The sequence below is a fragment of the Arthrobacter sp. ISL-65 genome, from assembly GCF_018613795.1.
Taxonomy (GTDB): domain Bacteria; phylum Actinomycetota; class Actinomycetes; order Actinomycetales; family Micrococcaceae; genus Arthrobacter.
In genome coordinates, this window is record NZ_JAGGPN010000038.1 from 235,202 (window position 1) to 259,321 (window position 24,120).

Here is a 24,120-nt window from a genome sequence, read left to right on the forward strand (position 1 = left end):
CCACTTACGAACATGCCAGGAGTCCACGGATGTTACAAGCCTCGACGCGGGCCCTCCTGATTGGTCCGGTCATCGCCGCCAGCGTGTTTTTGACGGGCTGCGGCGCAGCAATGGAACCGTCGTCCGGTGCCGGATCGGCGGCGCCAGCGGTGCCGCGTGCCGCCGCCCCGGTGGCCGCCCCCGGTGAGGCCGTGGCCGCCGGTTCTGCGGTCGTGAGCGAGCTGGGGGCCGCCGTCGACCCCGCCAGCCTTCCGGCCGGAGCGCTATACCGCAATCCGGCCAACGGGCGGGACGAGGTAATCGTGGGCAACATCGCCCACACCGCACTGCTGATCGGCGACTCGCAGTCCGAGCCGCAGGCCAGCTGGCCGCGCCAGGCCCTGGCAGGGCTGGGCTATGACGTCTTCTTCTGCGGCAAGGGCGGCACCGGCTACGTCGCCGCCAACGGCACCACCGGCAACTACGTCGAGGCCCTGCAACGCGGCGACTGGCACCTCCCCTACGGTTTCCCCCCGCTGGTGGTCATCGAGGGCGGCGGAAACGACGCGAAGCAAGGGGCGAGCGACGAGCAGATCTCGGCCAACGCAGACCGGCTTATCACGACGATCAAGCAGCGGTACCCGGGCGCGAAGCTGGCCATGGTGGGAACCTTGGGCAAGGGAACGGAGCACGGCGGCGCCCGGCGCGCCGAGGTGGACGCGCTGCTGGGGACCGTCGCCGCGGACCACGGTATTCCGTTCGTCAGTGTCGGGGACTGGCTCACGCGTTACGGGCTGGAGGCCCAGCTGAAGGACAGCGTCCACATGAACGGCGACGGGCACCGCGCCCTGGGTGCGCTGCTGGGTGAGAGGCTCGCGAAGTTGGGGCTGGCCCTGTCCTAAGGCCGTTGTTAAGCGAAAAAGCAGAAGGAAGCCGGTGGCCGCCCATGGCGGTCACCGGCTCCCTTGCTTTTGCTTCGCGCCGCGCTACTCCGTTCCGGTGGCCAGCAGCTGTGCCCGCAGTTCGCGGCGCTCGCGCTGTTTTTCCGGATGCGGCAGGGGCACGGCGGCAAGCAGCCGCTGCGTGTAGGCCTCCTGCGGGTTGCGCAGGATCTGGTCGCGGGAGCCCTGCTCCACGATGCGGCCGCGCTGCATGACGCAGATGTGGTCTGCCAGCACGTCCACGACGGCGAGGTCGTGGGTGACGAAAAGGCAGGCGAATCCGAGCTCACGCTGGAGGTTCTGGAACAGCTCCAGGACCCTGGCCTGCACGGACACGTCCAGCGCAGATGTCGGCTCGTCCGCCACCATCAGCTTCGGCTTGAGCGAGAGTGCCCGGGCAATGCCGACGCGCTGTTTCTGCCCGCCGGACAGCTCGTGCGGGTACCTGTTCCGGTAGTTCCGCGGCAGCTCCACCTGATCCAGCAGCGCCTCGATGCGCTTCTGCAGTTCGGCGCCCTTCGCCACGCCGGCAAGGTACATGGGCTCGCCGATGCTTTCGCCGATGGGCAGGCGCGGGTTCAGGGACGAGGACGGGTCCTGGAACACCATGCCGATGTGGCGGCGCACCTGGTGCAGCTGCTTGCCGTTCTTCTTCGCGGCGGAGATGTCCTCCCCCACAACACGCATCGTTCCGGCAGCCACCGGCAGCAGTCCGACGGCGGCACGCCCGATGGTGGTCTTGCCCGATCCCGACTCCCCAACGAGGCCCACCACCTGCCCGGGATGGATGGTCAGGTTGGCGCCCTCGACGGCGCGGAAGGCCGGCACGCGGCCCTGCTTCGGGTACTCGATGGCGACGTCGGTCAGCTCCAGGACCGGTTCCCCCACGGGTCCCCTGGATTCGGCGGCTGCCAGGGCCGCCGCGTTCTCCCGCTCGCGGCGGACCAGTTCGTCGTGGTCTACGGAGTCAAGCTCGGCATGGGTGGCCGCTGCCAGCGCTGCTGTCACATCAACCTCCGGCGCAGTGTCCGTTCCGCCCTGGCCGAGGTGCGGCACGGCCGCAAGCAGCGCCTGGGTGTAGGGATGCTGGGGGTTGTGGAAGATCTGCTCCGCGGTGCCGGTCTCCACGATCAGGCCCTTGCGCATGACGGCGATCCGGTCCGCCAGGTCCGCCACGACGCCCATGTCGTGGGTGATCAGGACGATGGCGCTGTCCAGCTTGTTGCGCAGGTTCCGCATCAGGTCCAAAATCTCCGCCTGCACCGTGACGTCCAGGGCCGTGGTGGGCTCGTCAGCGATCAGCAGTTTGGGATCGCAGGAGAGCGACTGCGCGATCATGGCACGCTGCCGCTGGCCGCCGGAGAGCTGGTGCGGGTAGGACTTGAACGCCTTTACCGGGTCCGGCAGCTCCACCAGCTCCAGCATCCGCAGCGCGCGCTCCTTGGCCTGGTCAGGTGAGACTTCGTTGTGAAGCCGCACCGTCTCGACGATCTGCGCGCCCACCGTGTAGACCGGGTTCAGCGCCGTCATGGGCTCCTGGAAGATGACAGCCACGTCCTTGCCCCGGACGCTGCGGATATTGGCCGCATCCGCGCCCAGCAGCTCCTTGCCGGAGAGCCTGACGCTCCCGGACACCCTGCTGTTGCTGGGCAGCAGGCCGAGCAGCGCCATGGAACTGGCGCTCTTGCCCGAGCCGGACTCGCCAACGATGGCCAGGACCTCGCCGGCGCGGACCTCATAGTTGAGGCCAATGGCGGCCGGCACCCACTTCTTTTCCACGCCGAAGTCGACGCTGAGGTCCCGCACTTCGAGGACGACGGAACCCTTCCCGTCTGCCCTCCGCCGTCCGGCGCCGGGCTCAATGGAGTCCGGCTCCAGCGGGTCCGACGACGGGCGGTCAGGGCTGATGTAGTCAGACATGTTGGGGTTTTCCTTCCACCCGGGCCAGCGGAGCAGCTTTGATTAGTGCTGCGGCCGGGAATACTGAATTATTGGGGGCATGAGCACTGTGCCGCATGCCGGAAACGCTGCAATTTTCAAGGCGCGCACCAACAAATGGTTTGCCGGATTCTCGTGGCTCGTGTCGGCTGCCGGGCTGGCCGGCCTGGTTGTGGCGGGCGGAGTCCCCGCCCTGGCGGGTGCCGGGCCACTGCTGCTCATCGCCTACCTGGGCTGGCTGCTGTTCTGGCGTCCGGCGGTGGTTGTGCACGACGCCGGGGTCACCATAGAAAATCCGTTCCGTGCCATCACGGTGCCGTGGGCGGCGCTGGTTCAGGTGGACACGAGGTACGCGCTGACCCTGGTCACGCCCGGCAGAAGTTACGGGGCCTGGGCGGCTCCCGCGCCCGGCATCTGGGGCGGACGCAACGCCCGCCCGGAGGACCTCAGGGGGCTGCCGGACAGCACGTACGGGCCGGGGAACTCCGTCCGCCCCGGCGACCTCAAGAGCACCGACTCGGGGCAGGCCGCGCAGCTGGTCCGTGGACGCTGGCAGCAGCTGGTCGAATTGGGGCTCCTTGATGCCGGAGCAGCCGAGACCACTCCGGTCAGCGTGAAGTTCCGCTGGCGCGAGGCAGCCGCGACCCTGATCCTTCTCGGGCTGAGCTACTGGAGCGTGGCCGTCCTGTAGGCAGGCAGCGCGCTGCACCCGCCCGCGGCGTGGCAGCAGCAGCACGTCAGGCTCCCCTGTCCCCGCCGGCGGTCCGGCCGTCATCAGCCCTGCTGTCCAGGGCCGCCACCGGCGTCGCCTCCGGAACTGTTGCCCCGGCGTCCCTGGCCTTCTTGGCGTTGAACTTCTTTTGCCGCGGGTCAAAGGCGTCCCGCAGGCCGTCGCCAATGAAGTTGATGCTAAGGCAGATGAGGACGATGAACAGGCCGGGGAACCAGAACAACCAGGGTCGGGTGGCGAAGGCTTCCTGGTTCTGGGAGATGAGCAGGCCCAGCGAAGTGTCAGGGGACTTGACGCCGACGCCGAGGTAGCTGAGGGCCGTTTCGGTAAGAATCGCCGCCGACATGGTCAGGGTGACGTTGACGATCAGCACGCCCACCGCGTTGGGCAGGATGTGCTTGAAGATGATCCGGGCATTGCTCGCGCCGGAAATACGCGCCGCGTCGACGAACTCGCGCTCCCGCAGGGTGAGGAACTCGCCGCGCATGAGCCTCGCCAGGCCCACCCAGCTGATGAACCCCAGGAAGATGCCTAGGGCGAGGACACCGTTGCTGCTGGCGAAGGCCGCGAACCAGCTGCCTTCATCCCGGCGTCCTGCCAACTGGGCCATGACGGCGGCGAGGAGCAGCGCCGGGACGATGATGATGACGTCGGTGAGCCTCATCAGGACGGCTTCCATCCATCCCCGGAAATAGCCGGACAGTGCCCCGACGACCACACCGATCAGGCCGGCGATCAGGCCGATGACCACCATAATCGTGATGGACTGCTGGGCACCGCGCATGGTCATGGCGAACAGGTCGCGCCCGATCCGGTCCTGGCCGAAGGGATGCTCCCCCCAGGCCAGGGGCCACAGTGAAGCCGTGGGCGTGCCGTCGTTGACCAGCGGCGAGACGGCCTCGTGGGTGTACTTCCACCAGCCGGGGATCCCGGCATAGCCGACGGAGGTGAAGGCCATGACGAAGATGATGGCGAAGACGGCAAGGCCGACGATGGCGCCGGAGTGGCCGAGAAACCGCTTACGGACGATCTGGCCCTGGCTCAGGCCCCGGGCTTCGGAGACAGGCTCGATGCCGGCAGCTTCCTGCCGCAGGCCGGCCTCCTCCGCCATGATTTCATCCTGCTGACTGGGCTGGCTCATGCTTTCACCCTTACTCGTGGATCCAGTGCGGAGTAGGCGAGGTCCGCGATGAGGTTGAACGCCATGGCCGTGATGGCGACGCAGACGAAGACGCCCATGACGGGGTTCGGGTCAACGTGCTGGATGCCGTCCAGGAACAGGAATCCCATGCCCCGGACGGAGAAGACCGTCTCGGTGATGACCGCGCCGCCGATCAGCCCGCCGATGTCGAACGCGACGATGGTGGCCACGGGGATGAGAGCGTTCCGGAACGCGTGGCGCATGACCACGGTACGTTCCGACAGGCCTTTGGCCCGCGCTGTCCGGATGTAGTCCATGTTCATGATCTCCAGCATGGAGGCCCGGGTGAACCTGGTGTAGCCGGCGAGTGAGATGAGGATGAGTGCGGTGGTGGGGAGGATCAGGTGCGTAAAGGAATCCAGGCCGAGGATCCAGAAGTCGCCTTCGATGTTCGGCGTGCCGGCGCCGATGGTGGCGATCGGCCGTCCCCGGACCCTGCTGTTGTTGAAGTACGCGGGCCAGGCCTGCATGAAACGGTCCAGCACGATGAGGAAGCCCACCAGGAAGGACGTGATGGCCGCCGCGCGCATGGACTGCCCGCGGTCGTAGCCGCCCATGAAGTAGCCGATGGCCATGCCGACCAGGACCGCGGCAACCGCCAGCAGCAGCACCATCAGGAACGTGGCCTGGTCCAGCAGAGGCTGGACCACGAAGTAGAGGACCAGCCCCACGCCCACGGCGATCAGGGCGGACTGCAGCGCCTTGCGGTTCCGCAGGCCTGCGGTCAGCAGAGTCACGGCAAAGGCGATGCCCACCCCGGCGATGGCGATGACCACCGGCCCCAGGCCGGGTGTCTTGAACCACTGGGTCACCGAGAAGTAGATGAGGACCGCGGCGGCAGCGGCGAAGACGATGGCGCCGGTCGATGCCTTGCGTCTGGCGTCGCCGCCGGCCACGACCACGGCCACGGCGCCGAGGACGGCGGCGACGCCGAGAGAGACCGGCAGCGGAATCTCTGGGTTGCGGAGGAAGTTGTTGAAGCCGATGGCGCCGAATTCCTTGAGCAGCACGGCGACCCAGAAGATCGGCAGGGAGAAGAACAGGAAGGCCATGAAGGTCACGCCGTAATCCAGTGTGCTGTACTGCCGCAGGGCGGTGATGATGCCCAGGGTGATGCCCACAAGGATGGCCAGGACGGCGGCCCCGGTGACAAGCGTCAGTGTCTGAATGAGTGCATGGCCGAGGGCGTCCGTAATGGGCTGGCCGGCGATGTTCTTGCCGAGATTGCAGGATCCGGTGAAGGGCACCAGGCACTGGGCCGCACCGCCGAGCCATTTGAAATACCGCACGGGCGCCGGCGTATCGAGGTCCAGCAGTGCGGATCTCGAGTCCATGAGCTGCTGCTTGTTCGGCGCGCTGCTGGCACGGAACTCTGCGAGCGGGTCGCCTGATGCTGCGGTCAGCAGATACACCAGGAAGGACGCGCCCAAAAGGATGAGTGCGGCGGTGACAAGCCGCCGGACTATGTAGGTCACCATTGTGATAGAACCTCAGGATTCGGGCCCAGGGATTGCCCGGACCGGTCGCAGGTTTGGCGGCGCCTTACTGCTTGTGCTGCCAACACAGGCGCTGCCGGGAGATGGCGCTGCAAGGCGCCGGGACCGTGGTGCATGGTCCCGGCGCCTCACCTAGCTAGTTGAACTTCGTGGCACGGGCTTACTTCTCGGCCCACTCCCAGAAGTTCCACCAGACGCCCGTCTGGTTCGGCATGAACTTCACGCCGGTGATGCGGTCGCTGTAGGCGTCAACACCAACGGACTGGAACAGCGGGAGGCCGTAGGCCGAGTCCCAGATCTTCTTGTCGATCTGCTTGGTCAGGTCATCCTGCTTGCTGCGGTCAGTCGTCACAATGAGTTCGTCCATGAGCTTGTCGGCTTCAGGATCGCTGAACTTGTTGAAGTTGGAACCGTTTCCGGAGCGGAAGATCTGCGGCACGCCGGAGACTCCGACGCCCGGGTTGATCCAGCCGAAGATCGTGGCATCATAGCCGCCCTTGCCCAGGGCCTTGCCCCAGTCAGAGGCGCCAAGTCCGCCGTCGACGATCTTGAAGCCGGCCTTGGTCGCGGACTCGCGGATGAGCGAGAACGCGTCCACACGGTTCGGGTTGTCCTTGTTGTACATGATGCGGACTTCGGGGGTCGCACCGTTCAGGAGCTTCTTGGCGGCAGAAACATCAGCATCCGCGAAGGACGAGGATCCGTTGGCCTGCACGGAGGCGTCGTAGGCCGGCTGCGCGGGAACGAACAGCTGCGAATCCAGGGGCTTTGCCTCGGGGTCGAGCTTCTTGATGATCTTGTCGACGATGTCCTTGCGCGGAACCGTCTTCAGGAATGCCTCACGGACATTCTTGTCGGCGAAGGGTCCCGAGTAGTTCAGGTCGATGTGGTCGTAGGAGAGCTGGTTGCCCTGTTCGACCGTGACGCCCTGGCTCTCGAGTGCCTTGAGCTGATCGAGGGTATCAGCCGATGCCTGCGGGGCGATGATGTCGGCTTCGCCGTTCTTCAGCGCCTGGACCTGGGCCGGGGAGGAACCGATGTAGCGGACGGTGATCTCGTCCAGCTTGGCCTCGGGGCCCCAGTTGTAGTCCTTGTTGCGGACCATGGTCAGGGACTGGTCCTGGTTGATGCTCTGGACAACGAACGGGCCGTTGGAGAGGAACAGGCTCGGATCGCTCGGCAGGGTCTTGGAGTCGAAGCCGGTGTTCCACAAGTCGGACATGGCCTTGAGCTTGGCATCAGCGGTCTTGGGCGCCTTGGCGTCGCCGCGGGGCATGCTCTTGAGGTGGTCGATGAAGGCCTGCGTGTCGGCCAGGCCGGCCTTCTTGGCCAGAACGTGGGCCGGGATGTCAATGCCCGGTCCGCCCAGTGCGATCTCCCAGTCCGCGAACGGCTTGGAGTACTTGATAGTCATGGACCGGTTGTTGTCGCCGATCTCGGGGAAATCGGTGAGCGCCAGACCCGTGGGGTCTCCGGCGTAGGAGAAGTAGGACGTCCCGGCCTTGCCCTCGGCGTCGGCGTCGTTGTAGTACCCGGAGAAGGCTGCCCACTGCAGGAGCAGGTCCGCTGCGGTGACGGGCGTGCCGTCCGACCACTTCACACCGTCGTTGATGGTGTACTTGACGGTCAGCGGATCGTCGGACGTCTTTTCCATCTTGCCGAATTTGTCGTTGTGGACGATGTTCAGCTGGTTGTCGATGTAGTAGAACCCGGAGTGTGTGGCGTAGCTGACCTTCGAGTTGATGTCAGTGTTGCCGTCGGCCGTGTTGGGGTTGAAGGTGTTGAACGCGTTGACCTCAACTACAGTGGCTGTTCCCCCCTGCTTGCCGGCCGCATTACTGGACGGGGTTGTCCCGCCATTGGTGCTCGCGCAGGCGCTGAGCGCCAATGCAGCCGCGGCTGCAACGCCTACTGCTTTGGAAATACGACTGAATCGCATTCCGCCTCCTATGTTTCTGTGAGTGTGGAAAAGACCTTCGCTGTGGGCGCCGGCCAGACCCGCTACATCCCCCCAGTGAGATGTGGCGAGTCTCACATGACAAGTAGCCTAGACCCGAACCCGCCACCTGCGGTCCGAAAGTTGTCCCTCAGTAAAGGTTGTTATCGAGATGCAACCAAGCTGTTGCCGAGCGAAAAGTCCGCGCTCTTTTTCCTTGACGCCATGTTGCACGAAGGGTAGAGGAGCCAATCACAGAAAAAGCCCCGATCCAAAGGATCGGGGCTTTTTGCCGTTAATACTCAATCACTGAGTAGCTCAGCGCAAACTCACACGTTGAAGCGGAACTCCACCACGTCGCCGTCGGACATGACATATTCCTTGCCTTCGATGCGGACCTTGCCGCGCGACTTGGCCTCCGCCATGGAGCCCGCGTCGATGAGGTCCTCGAAGGAGACAACCTCCGCCTTGATGAAGCCGCGCTGGAAGTCCGTGTGGATGACGCCGGCTGCCTGCGGGGCGGTGTCGCCCTGGTGGATGGTCCACGCGCGCGCCTCCTTGGGCCCGGCCGTGAGGTAGGTCTGCAGTCCCAGCGTGTGGAATCCGACGCGGGCCAGCTGGTCCAGCCCGGATTCGTCCTGCCCGTTCATTTCGAGCATTTCGCGCGCCTCGGCCTCGTCCAGTTCCACCAGGTCGGACTCGAGCTTGGCGTCAAGGAAGATGCAGTCGGCCGGCGCAACCATCGCGCGCAGCTCGGCCTGCTTCTCCTCGCTGCCGAGAATTCCTTCGTCCGCGTTGAAGACGTAGATGAAGGGCTTGGCCGTCAGAAGGCTGAGGTCCTTGAGGTGCTCCATCTCCAGCTTGTCGCTCTTGACGGAGGAGTAGATGGTGTCACCGCGCTCCAGAACCACCTGCGCGGCCTTGATGGCAGCGAGCTCCGCGGCCTCCCGCTTCTTGATCTTGACCTCTTTTTCGATCCGGGGAATGGCCTTCTCGATGGTCTGCAGATCGGCGAGGATCAGCTCGGTGTTGATGGTTTCCATGTCGGAGCGGGGGTCGACCTTGCCGTCGACGTGGATGACGTCGGGGTCGTCGAAGACGCGCACGACCTCGGCGATGGCTTCCGCCTCACGGATGTTGGCGAGGAACTGGTTGCCCAGGCCTTCCCCCTCGGAGGCGCCCTTGACGATGCCGGCGATGTCGACGAAGGAGACAGCCGCGGGCAGTACGCGCTGCGAGCCGAAGATCCCCGCGAGCTGCTGGAGCCTGGGGTCGGGCAGGTTAACGACGCCGACATTCGGTTCAATGGTGGCGAACGGGTAGTTCGCGGCCAGGACCTGGTTGCGGGTCAGTGCGTTGAAAAGTGTTGATTTGCCGACGTTGGGCAGTCCGACGATGCCAATAGTAAGAGCCACGGACATTGATTCTACCTGTTCGGCCCCCGCATCCCGTGCCGGGCTGTTGCCTTTCCGATAAATGTCACAGCCCCGTGCCACAGTGAAGGCATGGAACCTTTTGCAGTCATTCTGGCCCTTTTGATGCTGTTGCTGGGCGCCGTGTCCGGCGCCGGCGCGGTATACGTGGTGTTGCGCCGGCGGAGCGCCGCCGTGGAAGCGGATTTCGACGGCGTTTCGGCGCGGCTTTCGGAAGTCAGCGCCCAGTTTGCTGCCGCGGATGCCGAGCGGAGGCTCCTGTCGGCCCAGAACCGGGAGCTGGGCATGTCGCGTGAGCAGGATGGAAGCGTACTGCGGGCCCTGGCACCGGTGGCTGAGAAGCTGACGGCGGTCCAGCAGCAGGTATCCCTGCTGGAACGGGACCGGCTCGAACAGTACGGGCAGCTGGCCCAGCAGCTGCAGGAAGCCCGCCTCACGGACGAGCAGCTGATGCGGTCCACGCATGCCCTTGAGTCGGCGCTCCGGTCGAACAGCGCGCGCGGCCAGTGGGGCGAAGTGCAGCTGCGCCGTGTTGTGGAGGCGGCCGGCATGATGCGGCATGTCGATTTCCATGAGCAGCATCACGGCACGTCAGGCACCGAGGCCGCCGTCCGCCCCGACCTTGTGGTCCAGCTGCCGGGCGACAAGCAGCTCGTTGTCGACGCCAAGGTCCCCCTGTCCGCCTACCTTGAGGCGCAGGAGCTGGGGCAGTCGGCCGGAGACAAGCCCGGGCTCAGCCAGGCAGCACGGCAAAACCTCCTGGCGGCGCACGCCAAGGCGCTGAAGGCCCACGTGGACGCCCTCAGCACCAAGAAGTACTGGGACATTCCGGGGAACTCGCCGGAGCTGGTGATCTGTTTCGTCCCGGCCGAGTCCATCCTCGCCGCCGCTCTCTCCGCCGACCCGGCGCTCCTGGATCACGCTTTGTCCAGGAATGTGGTGCTTGCGTCCCCCGGCACGCTGCTCGCGGTGCTCAAATCCGTGGCGTTCACGTGGCGCCAGGACGTTCTCACGGACAGCGCGCGGGAGCTCTTCGAACTTGCCCGGCAGCTGTACGAGCGGATGGGCACGCTCGGGGACAACGTCGGCAAGCTGGGATCCTCGCTGAAGAGCTCGGTGGACCGCTACAACGCGATGGTCGGCACGCTTGAGGCACGGGTGCTTCCCACCGCGCGGAAACTGAATGCCCTGGACACCAGCGGACTGGTCACGCCCCCGGCCGTGCAGGTCACGCCGCGGTCCCTCGCAGCCCCGGAACTGCAGAACGATGAACCGCAGCGCCTGGACCTGGAGACCCAGGAGCTGCATGCCACGGAACTGGAAGCCGGCACATTGCGGTCGACTGAGCAGGAAGAGGACGCCGCTTAACGGATCCGCCGAATGGACGCCGGCTCGCGTGCTCCTGCTAGCGCGAGCGGCGTCCGCCGAGGGCGCGGGATACGTCCCCCGCTTCCTTGAGCGTGGCGCGGAGCTCCTTCGGCAGGGAAAAGAGCAGGTCCTCCTCCGCAGTCACAATTTCCTCGACTGCGCCGTATCCGTAATCGGCCAGGAGGCGGAGCACATCCTTGACCAGGACCTCCGGAACGGATGCGCCTGAAGTAACGCCCACCGTGGCAACACCCTCGAACCAGGACTCGTCCACCTCGTTGGCGAAGTCAACCCGGTACGACGCCTTGGCTCCGTACTCGAGCGCCACCTCGACGAGGCGGACGGAGTTGGAGGAGTTGGCCGAACCAACCACGATCACCAGATCGGCCTGGGGCGCGATCTTCTTGATGGCCACCTGGCGGTTGGTCGTGGCGTAGCAGATGTCGTCGCTGGGCGGATCCTGGAGCGTGGGGAACCGGTCCTTGAGCAGCCGGACGGTCTCCATGGTCTCGTCCACGCTGAGCGTGGTCTGCGAAAGCCAGATGACCTTTTCGGGATCCCGTACCGTCACCTTGTCCACCTCATGGGGGCCGTTGATGATCTGGATGTGTTCGGGAGCTTCGCCGGCCGTTCCTTCAACCTCTTCGTGGCCGTCGTGGCCAATCAGGAGGATGTCGAAGTCGTCCTTGGCGAAGCGGACGGCTTCCTTGTGGACCTTGGTCACGAGAGGGCATGTGGCATCGATGGTGCGGAGTCCGCGGTCCTCTGCGGACTGGACCACGGCCGGGGACACGCCGTGGGCCGAGAAGATGACCAGGGCGCCCTCGGGCACCTCGTCAGTTTCGTCCACGAAGATGGCGCCCTGCTCCTCAAGGGAGCTGACCACATGCACGTTATGGACAATCTGTTTCCGGACGTAAACGGGCGGTCCGTAGTGCTGCAGGGCCTTCTCGACGGCGATGACCGCGCGGTCCACGCCCGCGCAGTATCCGCGCGGAGCCGCCAGCAGAACCCTCTTCGGGCCCGGGACCGGTGCCGCCGCGAGCACTTCCGCCGGCGAACGCCGCCGGCGCGGGACGGTTGGCATCGAAAGGGAAACTGCAGAGGAAGTCATTGCTCCATGCTACCGGCTGGGCCGCAGGCCTCCGGGCGGCTCATCGCCTGCGGGCAGGACCGCCAACCACCCTGAGCAGCAGGCCTGCCGCCACCAGGGCCGCACCGACGAACGCCGAAGCCAGCGTCCAGGACGCAAACCCGGCAGCGGAAGCCTCGACGAACTCCCGCTTGAACAGGTCAGCCATTTCGTTTCCGCTCGCGGTGCCCATAACGGCGTCGGCGGCCCAGCGGGATGCCAGCGTCCACAGTCCGGAAAGCCCCAGTGCGCCCACTCCTATGCCAGCCAGGACTTTCCACCGCCGGCGTGCGGTCACGAGCGCCAGGAGGAACGCCACCCCCGCGCCGACGGCCAGGCTGTATCCCAGCGGAGAGTAAGCGGAAACCCGTTCGACGAGCTGGCGCTGGTTCGTCTGGCCGATGTTCACCAGGGTCTGGCCCGGAGCCTCCAGCGGAACACCAACCTGGCTGGAAATCTGCTTTGCCGCAAGGGCGACGAGCGGGGCCACATCCAGGGTCAGCGAGGTGCTGGAATCCGCCTCGGGCGGCAGGGATGCCGGGTCGGCGAAGTTGAGGCGGTGGCTCTTTCGTAGCGTCTCTTCCCAGGCAGCCGGGTACTCAGGCAGGCCGGTAAGGGAGGTCGCGGCCTTTTCCAGCACCGGCCGCACCAGTTCGGCCACCGGCGCCGGGATGGTGCCGCCGGTATCGATGCTGTTGACGGCGGCGGTCGCCAGGCGCTTCTGGAAATCCGGATCCTTGCCCAGCGGTGCCGCCAGGACAACGAAACCATCCTCCTGCACGATGTTGCGGTCCACCCACATCGCCGGAACGGCGGCGGCGGAAAGGAGAAGACCAAGGATGACGGCCAAGGCCGCAAGAAATGAGCGCAAGGGATTCCTAGCTGGTCGGGTTTCTCGGCTGGTCGGGTGCCTGGCTGGTCAGCAGGACACTGCCATCCTAGGCGCGCCGTCCCAACTATCGAAAAAGTAGGGCGATCAAAAATACCGGGCGACCAAAAATGCCTGGTGACCAAAAATGCCTGGCCATCAAGACCGCCGGGTTGTCAGCAATGCCGGCAAATGCCGCGTTTACCAACAATGTCGGAGCCCGGTGATACAGCTATGGATAGAGTTGATTGACCCACCGCGCACGCACCATCCACAGGCAAAGGACCGCGACCATGCACCTGGCATTCGCCGCCAACGGGGCTGCACATGGCTGAAAACGCCACTGTCCCTGTACCCGGCACGGCCCCGGCAGCCGGCCCCAGCACGGTGCCGGCCACCGCCGCCGAGACAAGCCCGGACAACCCGTGGCCGCTGCAGTTGCTCTCCCAGAAGCTCAAGACCCACATCGAGCGGGCACCGGCAGCCTGGGTTGAGGGTCAGGTCATCGAACTGAACCGGCGCGGCGGCAGTGCGTTCCTCACCCTCCGGGATGTGGACGCCGAGATCTCCCTGCCGGCTTCCATCTGGTCCAAACTGCTCGACCGGCAGGAGACGCCGCTTGAGCGCGGCAGCCGGGTGGTGGCCCTGCTCAAGGCCGAGTTCTGGCTGAAGACCGGGCGGCTGAACATGTCCGTGAAGGACATCCGGCCTGTTGGACTGGGCGATCTCCTCGCACGGATAGAACGGCTGCGCCATGCCCTGGCCGCTGAAGGCCTGTTCGCCGAGTCGCGGAAAAAGCGGCTGCCCCTGCTCCCCCACCGGATCGGGCTCATCACCGGCCGCGACTCCGATGCCAAGAAGGACGTTCTGCGCAACGCTGCCCTGCGCTGGCCGGCAGTCGAATTCGAGATCCGCGAGGTCGCGGTGCAGGGCAACACCGCCGTATCCCAGATGGTCAAGGCGCTTCGCGAACTCGATGCCCGTCCCGAGGTCGACGTGATCGTCATCGCCCGCGGCGGCGGCGCGCTGGAGGACCTGCTGCCGTTCAGCAGCGAGGAACTCATCCGCGCCGTGGCGGCCGCGGTGACTCCGGTGGTCAGCGCAATCGGGCACGAGGCGGACCGGCCCATCCTGGACGACGTCGCCGACCTCAGGGCCTCCACGCCCACGGATGCAGCCAAGCGCATCGTGCCGGAAGTCTCGGAGGAACTTGCCCGGGTCCGGCAGGCTGAAGCCCAGCTGCGCCGCTCGGTGACGCTGCTGGTGGCCAGGGAAACGGACCGCTTGGCGGCAATCCGGTCCCGTCCGGTCCTCGCGGCCCCGGAGAGCATGATCACGGCGCGCGCGGACGATGTGGAACGGCTGGCCCGCCGGTCCACGGCGGCCATCAGTGCTGCCGTGACGAGGGCTTCCGACCAGCTGGTCCACCTCCAGGCGCAGGTCCGGGCATTGTCACCGCAGCAGACCCTGGACCGCGGTTACGCCGTGGTGCAGGTTTCCGGGTCCGGCGGGGCAGTTGTCCGCCAGCCGTCCCAGGCCCCTGCGGGAACACCGCTCGCGGTCAGGGTGGCCGGCGGGCGGTTCGGCGCGGAATCCACGGGCGCCGCATAAGGCGGACGCAGATGAACCAGCACCACAATTTGCGCCAGCACCGAATGACAGCACCACCGACATGACAGGCCAGGAAACATGACAGATCCGACCATCAATACAGATCAGCCGCACAGCACGGAACAAGATACCGCAGCCCAGCCCGGCCCCGTACTTCCTCCGGACATCGATGCCCTGAGCTATGAGGAAGCACGGGAACAGTTGGTAGCCGTGGTTTCCAAGCTTGAGGCCGGCGGGACCAGCCTTGAGGATTCCCTGGCGCTGTGGGAGCGGGGCGAGGCCTTGGCACGGCGCTGCGAAGACTGGCTGGAGGGCGCCAGGAAGAGGCTCGCGGCTGCCCGCAAGGACAGCTGAACGCCAGCGGAGATCCAGCCGGAGGTTGGGCCCGGCTGAGGACCGCCCGCCCTGGTCAGGACCGCTCGACGAGGCGGCGCTCGGCTTCTACATCGAACTCGGCCTTGGGCCACTCCAGTTCGAGCTCGTCGAGTCCCTCCAGCAACAGTTGCTGCACGGCGATGCGCGCGTACCATTTCTTGCTGGCAGGCACCACATGCCAAGGCGCCTGTTTCGTGTTGGTGGCGTCGAAGGCTGCCTGGTAGGCGGCCATGTAATCGTCCCAGAAGGCACGCTGTTTCAGGTCCTCGGTGTTGTACTTCCAGTGCTTGGCGGGATTATCCAGCCGGGCCAGCAGCCGCTCTTTCTGCTCGTCATTGCTGATGTGCAGCATCACTTTGACCACCTTCGCGCCCGCCGCCGCTTGCCTGGCTTCGAACTCGTTGATCGCCTGATAGCGGCGTTCAAGCTCCTTCGGGTCGGCCCAGCGGTGAACCCGGTGAATCAGGACATCCTCGTAATGGGACCGGTCGAAGACCCCCAGCATGCCGGCGGCCGGGACTTCCCTTTCGATGCGCCAGAGAAAGTCGTAGGCACGTTCCTCGGGCGTGGGGGCCTTGAATGATTTGAACTGAACGCCCTGCGGGTCCATGGCACCAAGCACGTGCTTGACGATGCCGCCCTTGCCGGCCGTGTCCATTCCCTGCAGGATCAGGAGGACGCGCTTGGTGCCGCCGAACTTGGACTCGGCAAACAGCTTCTCCTGAAGCTCCGCGAGCTTTGCGTCCAGCCCCTCGAGGAGCAGCTCGCCGTCGGCCTTGTTTCCCGGGTAGCCCAGCGTGGCGTCGGGGTCAAGGTCGGCGAGCTTGAAGCCCTTGCCGGCCTTCAAAGTTTCTGAGGGAAGCTTCGTGAATTCCACAACGCCGGCCATCGGGTCCTCTTTCCACGGTTGTCTGTGGGTAAAGGCTAGTTCCCCTCATACCTGCTGAGGAAGTCTCCCATCCGGCCAATTGCCTCCTCGATGTCCTTGACGTTGGGCAGGGTCACCATCCGGAAGTGGTCGGGCCGGATCCAGTTGAATGCACGGCCGTGGGAAACCAGGATCTTCTGTTCCTTGAGGAGGTCCAGGACAAACTTTTCGTCATCCCGGATGTTGTAGACCTCAGGGTCGAGCTTGGGGAACAGGTACAGGGCGCCCCGTGCCTGCTGCGTGCTGACGCCGGGGATGGCGTTGAGCATGTCGTACGCCTTGTTGCGCTGCTCCAGCAACCGGCCGCCGGGCAGGATGAGGTCATTGATGCTCTGGTACCCGCCCAGGGCAGTCTGGATGGCGTGCTGGGCCGGAACGTTGGCGCAGAGCCGCATGTTGGCCAGCAGGTTAATGCCTTCGAGGTAGTCCGCGGCCTCCTTCTTGGGCCCTGAGATGGCCATCCATCCTGCGCGGTAGCCGCAGACGCGGTACGCCTTGGACAGCCCGCTGAAGGTCAGGCACAGCACGTCGTCGCCGGTAAGCCCCGCCATGTTTACGTGCACGGCGTCCTCGTAGAGGATCTTTTCGTAGATCTCGTCGGCGAAAATCACCAGCCCGTGCTTTTCCGCCAGGGCAACGATCTTGCGCAGCGTGCTTTCCGGGTACACCGCGCCGGTGGGGTTGTTCGGGTTGATCACCACGATTCCCTTGGTGCGGGGCGTGATCTTGGCCTCGAGGTCCTCCAGATCGGGCTGCCAGCCGGACTCCTCGTCGCAGAGGTAGTGCACCGGACGGCCGCCGGCAAGCGCCACCGAGGCGGTCCACAGCGGATAGTCCGGGGTGGGGATCAGGATCTCGTCGCCCTCCTCGAGCAGGGCCATCAGCGACATGGTGATGAGCTCGCTGACGCCGTTGCCCAGGTAGATGTCGTCCACGTGGATGCTCTGGATGCCACGTGTCTGGTAGTACTGCGAGACGGCGGTGCGGGCGGAGAAGATGCCGCGGGAATCGCTGTATCCCTGGGCGTGGGGCAGGTGGCGGATCATGTCCACCAGGATCGCGTCCGGCGCTTCAAAACCGAAAGGTGCGGGGTTGCCGATGTTCAGTTTGAGGATGCGGTGCCCCTCTGCCTCCATCTGCTGGGCGGCCTGAAGAATCGGTCCACGGATGTCGTAAAGGACATTATGAAGCTTGGTGGACTGCTTGAATTCTGCCATTCATCAAATATGCCACAAGCGGGATGTAGTTCCGGGGAGACGTGCCTCACACGGTTGACCCGGCGGCGCCCAGCCGCCCCTCCCTCACTTAACGCCGACGGCGGCTGCCGGTCCCCGCGGAACCGGCAGCCGCCGTCGTACTTTCCTAGTCAGCCACAGAGCCTACTTGACGATGCCCTTGTCCTTGAGCCACGCAGCGGCCGCGTCCTTGGCGTTCTGCTTCTGGCTTCCGCTCACCGCACGGTTGAGGTTGATCAGGTCCTCAGTGGTGAGGGTCTTGGAAACATTGTTGAGTGCCTCCTTGGCCTTGTCCGTCACCTTGGCGTCGTTGTAGAGCGGCAGCACCTGCTGGGCCTTGAAGTTGTTCTTCGGGTCCTCCAGCACAACCAGGTCGTTGTCGGCGATGGACGGCGTGGTGGTGAAGATGTCGGCCACCTGGACCTCATCGTTCAGGAGCGCCTGCAGCGTCAGGTTGCCGCCGCCGTCGCTGAAGGGCTTCAGCGCCTTGAGTTCGCAGCCGTAGTTCTTCTTGAGCCCCGGGAACCCGTAGGACCGGGTTTCAAATGTGGCGGGTGCGGCCATGGTCAGGTCCTTGCAGACCTTGGCCAGGTCCTCGATCGACTTCAGCTGGTACTTTTCGGCGGTGGCCTTGGTGACCACCATGGCGTCCTTGTCCTCGGCCTTGGATGGCTCAAGTACGGCGAGTCCCTGCGGCAGCTTGCCCGGAAGAGCCTTGTAGATGTCCTCCGGCGTGACCTCCGCGGCCTGCGCGTCGACGTGGGACAGCAGGTTGCCGGAGTAGTCCGGGACGACGTCCACCGAACCGTCCTGCACCGCTTTGAAGTAGATCTCCCGCGAGCCGATGTTTGGCTTGGTGGTGGCGGTGACTCCGGCCGCGCTCAGGGCACCGGCGTAAATCTCGGCGATGATCTGGCTCTCCGGGAAGTCCGCGGAGCCGACGACGAGGGAACCGCCGGAGGTGGCGCCCCCGGTTGCACTCGTGGAGGGGGAAGACAGCGGATTGCCGCTGCTGCAGGCGGACAGGGCAAGGGCGACGCCGACACCAGCGGCGAGGCCGCCCAGGCCACGGCGGGTAAGAGTCGTGCGGACGGGGTACTTCATGCGGTGCCTCCTTGAACAGCGGCAGCCGCGGGCGCGGCAGCCGAGAGATCGGTGGCGGCCTTGCGGCCACCCTTGGAACGTGCAGAAAGTCCCGGTGAAACGACCAGCCGCTGCACAGCCGCCAGGACAAGGTCGACGACGATCGCCAGCGCCGCGATGAGGAGCGAACCTGCCAGCATCCGCGGGAAGTCCTGGAGCACCAGCCCGTCGAACAGATAGCGCCCCAGGCCGCCGAGCGGAAGGTACGCCACCACCGACACGGTGGCGATCACCTGCAGCACGGCAGTGCGGATGCCGCCGAACATCACCAGGAGCCCGTTGGGTACCTCCACGCCGAACAGGACCTGCAGCTCTTTCATGCCCATGGCACGGGCGGCGTCCACCACGTTCGAGTCCACGCTGGAAATGCCGGCGTAGGTGCCGGCCAGCAGCGGCGGCACCGTAAGGATGACCAGGGCCCACACCGGCGGCATGAGGCCGCTTCCGGCGACAAGGGCGAACAGCACCAGGAGCCCGAGCGTGGGCAGCGCGCGGAGGGCGCCGGCCACGGCCACGGCCACAACGCGGCCCCTGCCGGTGTGCCCGATGTAGAGGCCGACGGGGACAGCGATGGCGGCAGCGATGATCAGGACCAGGCCGCTGTACTGCAGGTGTTCGAGCAGGCGGACGGGGATTCCGCCCGGACCGGACCAGTGCGTTGGATCCGCGAGCCAGGCGAATGTTTCAGTGAAGATGTTCATGAGCCCGCCCCCGCGTGCACTTTGGCGTCCGCGAGGAATTCGGCGCCCGACCTGGCGTTCGCGTCGGTCTTTACGGAGCCGGCCCTGGTCCACGGTGTGAGGACCCGTTCCAGGATCACAAGCAGCGCGTCCATCACCACTGCCAGCAGCAGGATGGCGACAATTCCCACCACCACTTCGGTGACGAAGTTCCGCTGCAGCCCGTCCGTGAACAGCATCCCCAGGTTTCCCACGCCCAGCAGCGCGGCGACGCTGACCAGCGAAATGTTGCTCACCGACACCACGCGGAGGCCGGCGAACATCACGGGCAGGGACAGCGGCAGGTCGATCTGCAGGAACCGGGCGGCCGGCTTGTAGCCCATGGCGACGGCCGCCTGCCGGAGGTCGTCATCGACGGAGTCGAAGGCGTCCAGGGCCGCGCGCACCAGCAGCGCCACGGCGTAGATGGTCAGGGCGACGATGACGTTCAGGGGGTCAAGGATCCGCGTTCCCAGCAGCGGCGGGAGAATGATGAACAGCGCCAGCGACGGGATGGTGTAGAGCAGGGAGCTCACGGTGGTCACGAGCTGCCGCAGTGCGCTGTGCCGCCGCGAGAACTGTGCCAGCGGGATGGAGATCACCAGGCCCAGGACCATCGGAACCAGGGCCAGGACCAGGTGCTGGCCGGCCCGTTCAAAGACCATGGGGCTGTTCGCCAGGAACCACTCCATCAGAGGGCGCCCTGCCGGGCCTGGCGTGCGGACTCGATGATGGAGAGCACCTCCGCGCCCTTGACGACGCCGGCAACCTTGCCGTCGCCGTCGACCGCAACGCCGAGCCCCGATGGGGAGGACAGCGCGGCGTCCAGGGCGCGCCGCAGGGTGTCGCCCGGCCGGAACAGGGAGCCGCCGGGGACGAGCTGGGAGTCGAGGCCGGGGCCTTCCCAGCCCAGAGGCCGCTGCTGGTCATCCACCACCAGGCGCCAGGCGTCCGCACTGGCCCTGGCATCCCCGCCCCGGGTGACCGTTTCAACGGGATGGACCGCGACGCCGTCGGCGGTTGTGAAGGCGAGGTGCCGGAACCCGCGGTCCCGGCCCACAAAGGAAGCCACAAACTCGTTGGCCGGTGCCCGGAGGATCTCCTCCGGGGCGGCGTACTGCGCCAGCTTGCCGCCGACGGCGAAGACAGCCACCTTGTCGCCCAGCACGGTGGCCTCGTCGATGTCGTGGGTGACGAAGACGATGGTCTTGGCCAGGTCCCGCTGCAGGCGCAGGAGCTCCTGCTGCAGTTCATCGCGCACCACCGGGTCCACGGCGCTGAAGGGCTCGTCCATCAGCAGGACCGGCGGATCGGCGGCGAGCGCCCGGGCCACACCAACGCGCTGCTGCTGGCCGCCCGAGAGCTGCGACGGGTACCGCTTGCCCAGCGACGGAGCCAGCCCCACGACGTCGAGCAGTTCCTCCGCGCGCTTGCGGGCGTCGGCTTTGGGCACGCCGTTTAGCCTCGGCACGGTGGCGATGTTGTCTATTACGGAGCGGTGCGGCATCAGGCCGGAGGACTGCATCACGTAGCCCATGGAGCGCCGGAGCTCGGCTGCGGGCACGGAAGTGACGTCGCGCCCGCCGACCGTGATGGTCCCGGAGGTGGGCTCCACCATCCGGTTGATCATGCGCAGGGAGGTGGTCTTGCCGCAGCCTGATGGTCCTACGAACACCGTGATGGAGCCCCGGTCAATGGACATGCTCAGCTGGTCCACCGCCGGTTGCCCGCTCTGGTACTGCTTGGTGACGCTCTGGAACTCAATCATGGCTTCGGCCATACCCGGCTTACCTTACTGTTGGGCGGCAACATCGGACGGTAAAGCGAATTGATCATAAGCACGCTGTTTTTGGCTGTAAAGCGCATCTTGACACAGCGTAACCAGTGCCCGAAGCAAAACCGCAGCAGGCACGGATACCGTAATCATTCGGAGACAAACACGATTGATTCGGCGCCCTCCCCCGTCCGGATGGGTGGAGGAGTTATTGTCCAGAGAATGGGCGCTCGGAGGGCCTTTCGGGCCATTATCTGGACAAAAACTCCAGTCTAGGAATGGCGGTAGCGTTCGGCGGCCCGCTGGCTCCGCCCGGCCACCACCACCTTCTGGTGCCACTCGCGCTGGTACGCCCTTCTTGCCGCAGCGTCGTGGCGCCGCTCCAGGGCGGCGAGCTCGCGCTGGAGCTTGATGTAGCTGGCCCACCGCCTCTCCTCGAGGGATCCGTCGTCGAGGGCCGCGCGGACGGCGCACCCGGGTTCTCGGTCATGGGCGCAGTCGGAGAAGCGGCACTGCTCGAAGAGCACCTGCAGGTCGCCGAACATCTCCTCCATGCCGTCCTCGGCGTCGAACAGGCCGAAGCCGCGGACGCCGGGAGTGTCCATCAGCACGGCGCCGTTGGACAGCGGCACCAGCTCCCGCGACGTCGTGGTGTGCCGCCCCCTGCCGTCGGTGGCCCGCACGTCCCCGGTGGACTGGACGTGGTGCCCCACAAGCGCGTTGATGAGGGTGGACTTCCCGGCGCCGGAGGGGCCCAGCAGGGCGAGCGTCCACCCAGGCTGCACCCGGGAGAGCAGTTCGTCGATGCCGTCTCCCTGCTCCGCGGAGGTGGTCACCACATCCACGCCGGCTGCCTGCAGGATCACCTTCCCGACGACGTCGTCGGCGATGTCCGCCAGGTCCGCCTTCGTGATGATCACCAACGGGGTGGCACCGGAATCCCAGACCGCCACGAGAGTACGTTCGAGCCTGTTGTGGCTCAGTGGACGGTCCACGGGAACAACCACGCCCACCATGTCGATGTTCGCGGCGAGGACCTGCGCCTCCGTGGACGGGTCGAAGGCACGCTTGCGGCTCAGCTCGGACGTTCGGGGAAGCACCTCGACGACGGCCGGTTCCGCAGCCCGGTTGCGGCCGAGCCAGACCCAGTCGCCGGTGGCCGGCACGGCACCGGCCGGATAGGGCAGGTGCACCAGTCCGTCGGCCGTGGCTGCGACGATCCGGTTCCGGTCCACCCGGACGACGCGGGCGGCGGCCTCGGCGCCGCTGGCCGGATGGGCCGCGAAGTGCTGCGCCTTGGCCTCCGTGAAACCGTACTGGCTTGGGCCGGGCAGGCGCTCAGTGTTTATGGAAGGGGTTTAGTTTTGAAGCTGGTTGGCACGAGTGCCGGAAGAATTTTTCACTGTGAACCTCGGGTTGGCCCCGAAGCGCCGCCGGCCGGCAAAGCAGTGCGCTGTGTGCGCTGGGCTGGCTAGGAGTGGGCAGCAGCAGGGGCAGGAGTAATGAAGGTCTTTTCGAGAAGGCGCGGAGCGCGCACGAATTCTGCAATCATCAGGTCCACCTCCCCCGTACGAAGTTCATGCCAGACTGGCCGCCGCCGGACAGAAGGCCCGGGGACTCCCCCAGAATAGCCAGCGGGGCGCCGGCTGGCTAGGGCTACCACGCTGCGGCCGGAACTCAGCCCAGGACTTTCTGTCCAAGCGAGCGAGTTCAGTCCAGCTTGCCGTTGACCGGCCGCTCCGAGAACAGGCGAAGCGCGGCGTCAACCAAGGACACCCTGTTCAGCGAACCGACATCCTGCAGCGGAATCCACGCGGCATGTGTGGTGGTGCCGTTCGTTTCGTGGGTGAGCTCCCCGCCTGTCACCCTCGCCTCATAGACCAGGCGGAGCGCCTGGAAGTCGCGGTCCGCCCCGTCCAGCCGCGAATCCGCCGGCCAATGGCCGACGTCGATCCCGAGCATCTCGCCGATGTCGGCGTGGTACCCAGTCTCCTCGAAGACCTCACGGATGCAGCCGTCCACGGGGTGCTCGGCCAGGTCCAGCCCGCCGCCGGGCAGCGTCCAGCCTTCCTTGCCGTCCTGCTTCCAGTACGCCAGAAGGATGGCGCCGTCGCGGATGATGACCGCGTAAGCGGCGGGGCGGGTGTCGAAGAGAACGCTCATGGCTCCAGCGTAGACCCGCGCTATCCGCGTGCAGGCGGCCGTCCTAGAGTGGGACTGTGACGAATCTGGAGCTTCTCCCGCAGGAGGAAACCTGCCCGCCCGCCGGCCCGGAAACAGGAACGGGAGCCGGGCCATGCCTGCAGTTGTGGCCGGCACGCGAGGTGCCGCTGGGCGGGGTCCGCGCGATGTCGGTGCTCCGCACCCTGCCACAGCGCGGCCTGCCGACAGTGGGTGCCTGGTGCTTCCTGGACAGCTTTGGCCCCGACCGGACGGCGATGTCCGTGCTGCCGCATCCGCACACCGGCCTGCAGACCGTGACGTGGCCGCTGGCCGGGCAGATCAGGCACCGGGACAGCGTGGGCAGTGACGTCATTGTCCGTCCGGGCGAGCTGAACATCATGACCGCGGGCCACGGCGTCTCGCACTCCGAGTTTGCCGTGCTGCCGGCGGCGGACGACGGCGGTGCCGGGCTTCCGGCGGCGGACGACGGCGGTGCCGGGCTTCCGGCGGCGGACGACGGCGGTGCCGGGCTTCCGCTGCAGCGCGGGCTGCAGCTGTGGGTCGCGCTGCCCGACGGGGAGCGGGACAGGCCCCCGGCCTTCGAGCGGCACCGCGACCTGCCCACGGTTCATGGCCCGGGCTTCACGGCCACGGTAATGGTGGGATCCTTCGCCGGCGCTTCCTCGCCGGCCACCATGTACACCCCGATCGTCGGCGCGGACGTCAGCTGCGGCGGTGCCGCCTCCTTCCCGCTTGACCCGGCGTTCGAGCACGCCGTCCTGGTGCTCGACGGCGGCCTGACGGTGGACGGGCAGGAGATCGGCCCGGGACCGCTGGGCTACCTGGGGGCCGGGCGCGAGGTCCTGGCCGTGGACGCCCTGCCGGAGACCCGCTTCGTACTGATCGGCGGCGAGCCGCTCCACGAGGAACTGCTGATGTGGTGGAACTTCGTGGGCAGGACCCATGAGGAGGTCGCCCGGGCGCGGGCGGACTGGGAGGCCCAGGCAGAGCTGTCCGACCCGGCTGCGGAAGGTGCCCGCTTCGGGCTGGTCCACGGCCACGGACCGGATGCAGGCCGGGAGGCAGGCAGGATCCCCGCGCCGCCCTTGCCCGGCGTGAAACTCAGGCCGCGGACCCGGTCCTAGGGCAC

Annotated in this window: 21 protein-coding genes; 6 read left to right on the forward strand and 15 right to left on the reverse strand. The window is 66.3% G+C overall.

The window, feature by feature from the left end:
- Positions 1 to 29: 29 nt before the first annotated feature.
- On the forward strand, positions 30 to 881 hold the full coding sequence (locus tag J7I85_RS16865) for an SGNH/GDSL hydrolase family protein (RefSeq protein WP_214853809.1): 852 nt from the start codon (positions 30 to 32) through the stop codon (positions 879 to 881).
- Positions 882 to 965: 84 nt separating this feature from the next.
- Here J7I85_RS16865 and J7I85_RS16870 read toward each other — a convergent pair whose 3' ends face one another.
- Positions 966 to 2,840, reverse strand: a complete 1,875-nt coding sequence (locus J7I85_RS16870) for an ABC transporter ATP-binding protein (protein ID WP_214853811.1) — start codon at positions 2,838 to 2,840, stop codon at positions 966 to 968.
- Positions 2,841 to 2,919: 79 nt separating this feature from the next.
- Here J7I85_RS16870 and J7I85_RS16875 point away from each other — a divergent pair, with 79 nt between their 5' ends.
- Positions 2,920 to 3,549 (forward strand): PH domain-containing protein, encoded by a 630-nt coding sequence (locus tag J7I85_RS16875; RefSeq protein ID WP_214853813.1) that lies wholly within the window; start codon positions 2,920 to 2,922, stop codon positions 3,547 to 3,549.
- A gap of 46 nt (positions 3,550 to 3,595) precedes the next feature.
- Here J7I85_RS16875 and J7I85_RS16880 read toward each other — a convergent pair whose 3' ends face one another.
- The 4 genes from J7I85_RS16880 to ychF form a co-directional block, all read right to left on the reverse strand.
- Positions 3,596 to 4,729: an ABC transporter permease gene (locus tag J7I85_RS16880; protein WP_374102482.1), complete on the reverse strand. Its 1,134-nt coding sequence runs from the start codon at positions 4,727 to 4,729 to the stop codon at positions 3,596 to 3,598.
- Complete coding sequence (locus J7I85_RS16885; protein ID WP_214853816.1) at positions 4,726 to 6,267, reverse strand: ABC transporter permease; 1,542 nt, start codon at positions 6,265 to 6,267, stop codon at positions 4,726 to 4,728. Before J7I85_RS16885 ends, J7I85_RS16880 begins: the two co-directional genes overlap by 4 nt.
- A 178-nt stretch (positions 6,268 to 6,445) precedes the next feature.
- Positions 6,446 to 8,224: an ABC transporter family substrate-binding protein gene (locus tag J7I85_RS16890; RefSeq protein ID WP_214853818.1), complete on the reverse strand. Its 1,779-nt coding sequence runs from the start codon at positions 8,222 to 8,224 to the stop codon at positions 6,446 to 6,448.
- A 326-nt stretch (positions 8,225 to 8,550) separates the two neighbouring features.
- Entirely contained in the window at positions 8,551 to 9,636 is a 1,086-nt protein-coding gene (ychF, locus tag J7I85_RS16895) for a redox-regulated ATPase YchF (protein WP_214853821.1), read from the reverse strand.
- Positions 9,637 to 9,726: 90 nt separating this feature from the next.
- Between ychF and J7I85_RS16900 the strand changes: the two genes are divergently transcribed.
- Entirely contained in the window at positions 9,727 to 11,022 is a 1,296-nt protein-coding gene (locus J7I85_RS16900) for a DNA recombination protein RmuC (RefSeq protein ID WP_214853824.1), read from the forward strand.
- A gap of 37 nt (positions 11,023 to 11,059) precedes the next feature.
- Here the strand turns inward: J7I85_RS16900 and J7I85_RS16905 are convergent, their stop codons facing one another.
- Positions 11,060 to 12,136, reverse strand: coding sequence for a 4-hydroxy-3-methylbut-2-enyl diphosphate reductase (locus J7I85_RS16905; RefSeq protein ID WP_214853827.1), 1,077 nt, complete (start codon positions 12,134 to 12,136; stop codon positions 11,060 to 11,062).
- Positions 12,137 to 12,176: 40 nt separating this feature from the next.
- On the reverse strand, positions 12,177 to 13,025 hold the full coding sequence (locus J7I85_RS16910; RefSeq protein ID WP_214853830.1) for a hypothetical protein: 849 nt from the start codon (positions 13,023 to 13,025) through the stop codon (positions 12,177 to 12,179).
- A 324-nt stretch (positions 13,026 to 13,349) separates the two neighbouring features.
- Here J7I85_RS16910 and xseA point away from each other — a divergent pair, with 324 nt between their 5' ends.
- The gene (gene xseA, locus J7I85_RS16915) at positions 13,350 to 14,633 is read left to right on the forward strand and encodes an exodeoxyribonuclease VII large subunit (protein ID WP_214853834.1); all 1,284 of its coding nucleotides are present in this window, start codon (positions 13,350 to 13,352) and stop codon (positions 14,631 to 14,633) included.
- Positions 14,634 to 14,711: 78 nt separating this feature from the next.
- A complete protein-coding gene (locus J7I85_RS16920; RefSeq protein WP_251024435.1) occupies positions 14,712 to 14,987 on the forward strand; it encodes an exodeoxyribonuclease VII small subunit in 276 nt (91 codons plus the stop codon).
- Between the two features lie 55 nt (positions 14,988 to 15,042).
- Here the strand turns inward: J7I85_RS16920 and J7I85_RS16925 are convergent, their stop codons facing one another.
- The 8 genes from J7I85_RS16925 to J7I85_RS16960 form a co-directional block, all read right to left on the reverse strand.
- Positions 15,043 to 15,897, reverse strand: coding sequence for a PPK2 family polyphosphate kinase (locus tag J7I85_RS16925; RefSeq protein ID WP_214853837.1), 855 nt, complete (start codon positions 15,895 to 15,897; stop codon positions 15,043 to 15,045).
- A gap of 35 nt (positions 15,898 to 15,932) precedes the next feature.
- Entirely contained in the window at positions 15,933 to 17,153 is a 1,221-nt protein-coding gene (locus J7I85_RS16930) for a pyridoxal phosphate-dependent aminotransferase (protein ID WP_214853840.1), read from the reverse strand.
- Between the two features lie 162 nt (positions 17,154 to 17,315).
- Positions 17,316 to 18,275 carry an ABC transporter substrate-binding protein gene (locus J7I85_RS16935; protein ID WP_214853843.1) on the reverse strand — a complete coding sequence of 320 codons (960 nt, stop codon included), beginning with the start codon at positions 18,273 to 18,275 and terminating at the stop codon, positions 17,316 to 17,318.
- Complete coding sequence (locus J7I85_RS16940) at positions 18,272 to 19,015, reverse strand: ABC transporter permease (RefSeq protein ID WP_214853846.1); 744 nt, start codon at positions 19,013 to 19,015, stop codon at positions 18,272 to 18,274. The genes J7I85_RS16935 and J7I85_RS16940 overlap by 4 nt, the downstream gene beginning before the upstream one ends.
- Positions 19,012 to 19,725: an ABC transporter permease gene (locus tag J7I85_RS16945; protein WP_214853849.1), complete on the reverse strand. Its 714-nt coding sequence runs from the start codon at positions 19,723 to 19,725 to the stop codon at positions 19,012 to 19,014. The genes J7I85_RS16940 and J7I85_RS16945 overlap by 4 nt, the downstream gene beginning before the upstream one ends.
- A complete protein-coding gene (locus J7I85_RS16950; protein ID WP_285289607.1) occupies positions 19,725 to 20,813 on the reverse strand; it encodes an ABC transporter ATP-binding protein in 1,089 nt (362 codons plus the stop codon). The genes J7I85_RS16945 and J7I85_RS16950 overlap by 1 nt, the downstream gene beginning before the upstream one ends.
- A 266-nt stretch (positions 20,814 to 21,079) precedes the next feature.
- A complete protein-coding gene (gene rsgA / locus J7I85_RS16955) occupies positions 21,080 to 22,156 on the reverse strand; it encodes a ribosome small subunit-dependent GTPase A (protein WP_374102485.1) in 1,077 nt (358 codons plus the stop codon).
- A 361-nt stretch (positions 22,157 to 22,517) separates the two neighbouring features.
- Entirely contained in the window at positions 22,518 to 22,970 is a 453-nt protein-coding gene (locus tag J7I85_RS16960; RefSeq protein WP_214853851.1) for an NUDIX hydrolase, read from the reverse strand.
- A gap of 56 nt (positions 22,971 to 23,026) precedes the next feature.
- Here J7I85_RS16960 and J7I85_RS16965 point away from each other — a divergent pair, with 56 nt between their 5' ends.
- Positions 23,027 to 24,115, forward strand: a complete 1,089-nt coding sequence (locus J7I85_RS16965; protein ID WP_214853854.1) for a pirin family protein — start codon at positions 23,027 to 23,029, stop codon at positions 24,113 to 24,115.
- The last annotated feature ends 5 nt before the right edge of the window (positions 24,116 to 24,120 follow it).

Coding starts and splice junctions, on each gene's coding strand:
- J7I85_RS16865 (WP_214853809.1), top strand. CDS start 30: ATGTTACAAGCCTCGACGCGGGCCCTCCTGATTGGTCCGGTCATCGCC.
- J7I85_RS16870 (WP_214853811.1), bottom strand. CDS start 2,840: ATGTCTGACTACATCAGCCCTGACCGCCCGTCGTCGGACCCGCTGGAG.
- J7I85_RS16875 (WP_214853813.1), top strand. CDS start 2,920: ATGAGCACTGTGCCGCATGCCGGAAACGCTGCAATTTTCAAGGCGCGC.
- J7I85_RS16880 (WP_374102482.1), bottom strand. CDS start 4,729: ATGAGCCAGCCCAGTCAGCAGGATGAAATCATGGCGGAGGAGGCCGGC.
- J7I85_RS16885 (WP_214853816.1), bottom strand. CDS start 6,267: ATGGTGACCTACATAGTCCGGCGGCTTGTCACCGCCGCACTCATCCTT.
- J7I85_RS16890 (WP_214853818.1), bottom strand. CDS start 8,224: ATGCGATTCAGTCGTATTTCCAAAGCAGTAGGCGTTGCAGCCGCGGCT.
- J7I85_RS16900 (WP_214853824.1), top strand. CDS start 9,727: ATGGAACCTTTTGCAGTCATTCTGGCCCTTTTGATGCTGTTGCTGGGC.
- J7I85_RS16905 (WP_214853827.1), bottom strand. CDS start 12,136: ATGACTTCCTCTGCAGTTTCCCTTTCGATGCCAACCGTCCCGCGCCGG.
- xseA (WP_214853834.1), top strand. CDS start 13,350: ATGGCTGAAAACGCCACTGTCCCTGTACCCGGCACGGCCCCGGCAGCC.
- J7I85_RS16920 (WP_251024435.1), top strand. CDS start 14,712: ATGACAGATCCGACCATCAATACAGATCAGCCGCACAGCACGGAACAA.
- J7I85_RS16925 (WP_214853837.1), bottom strand. CDS start 15,897: ATGGCCGGCGTTGTGGAATTCACGAAGCTTCCCTCAGAAACTTTGAAG.
- J7I85_RS16930 (WP_214853840.1), bottom strand. CDS start 17,153: ATGGCAGAATTCAAGCAGTCCACCAAGCTTCATAATGTCCTTTACGAC.
- J7I85_RS16935 (WP_214853843.1), bottom strand. CDS start 18,275: ATGAAGTACCCCGTCCGCACGACTCTTACCCGCCGTGGCCTGGGCGGC.
- J7I85_RS16940 (WP_214853846.1), bottom strand. CDS start 19,015: ATGAACATCTTCACTGAAACATTCGCCTGGCTCGCGGATCCAACGCAC.
- J7I85_RS16945 (WP_214853849.1), bottom strand. CDS start 19,725: ATGGAGTGGTTCCTGGCGAACAGCCCCATGGTCTTTGAACGGGCCGGC.
- J7I85_RS16950 (WP_285289607.1), bottom strand. CDS start 20,813: ATGGCCGAAGCCATGATTGAGTTCCAGAGCGTCACCAAGCAGTACCAG.
- J7I85_RS16960 (WP_214853851.1), bottom strand. CDS start 22,970: ATGAGCGTTCTCTTCGACACCCGCCCCGCCGCTTACGCGGTCATCATC.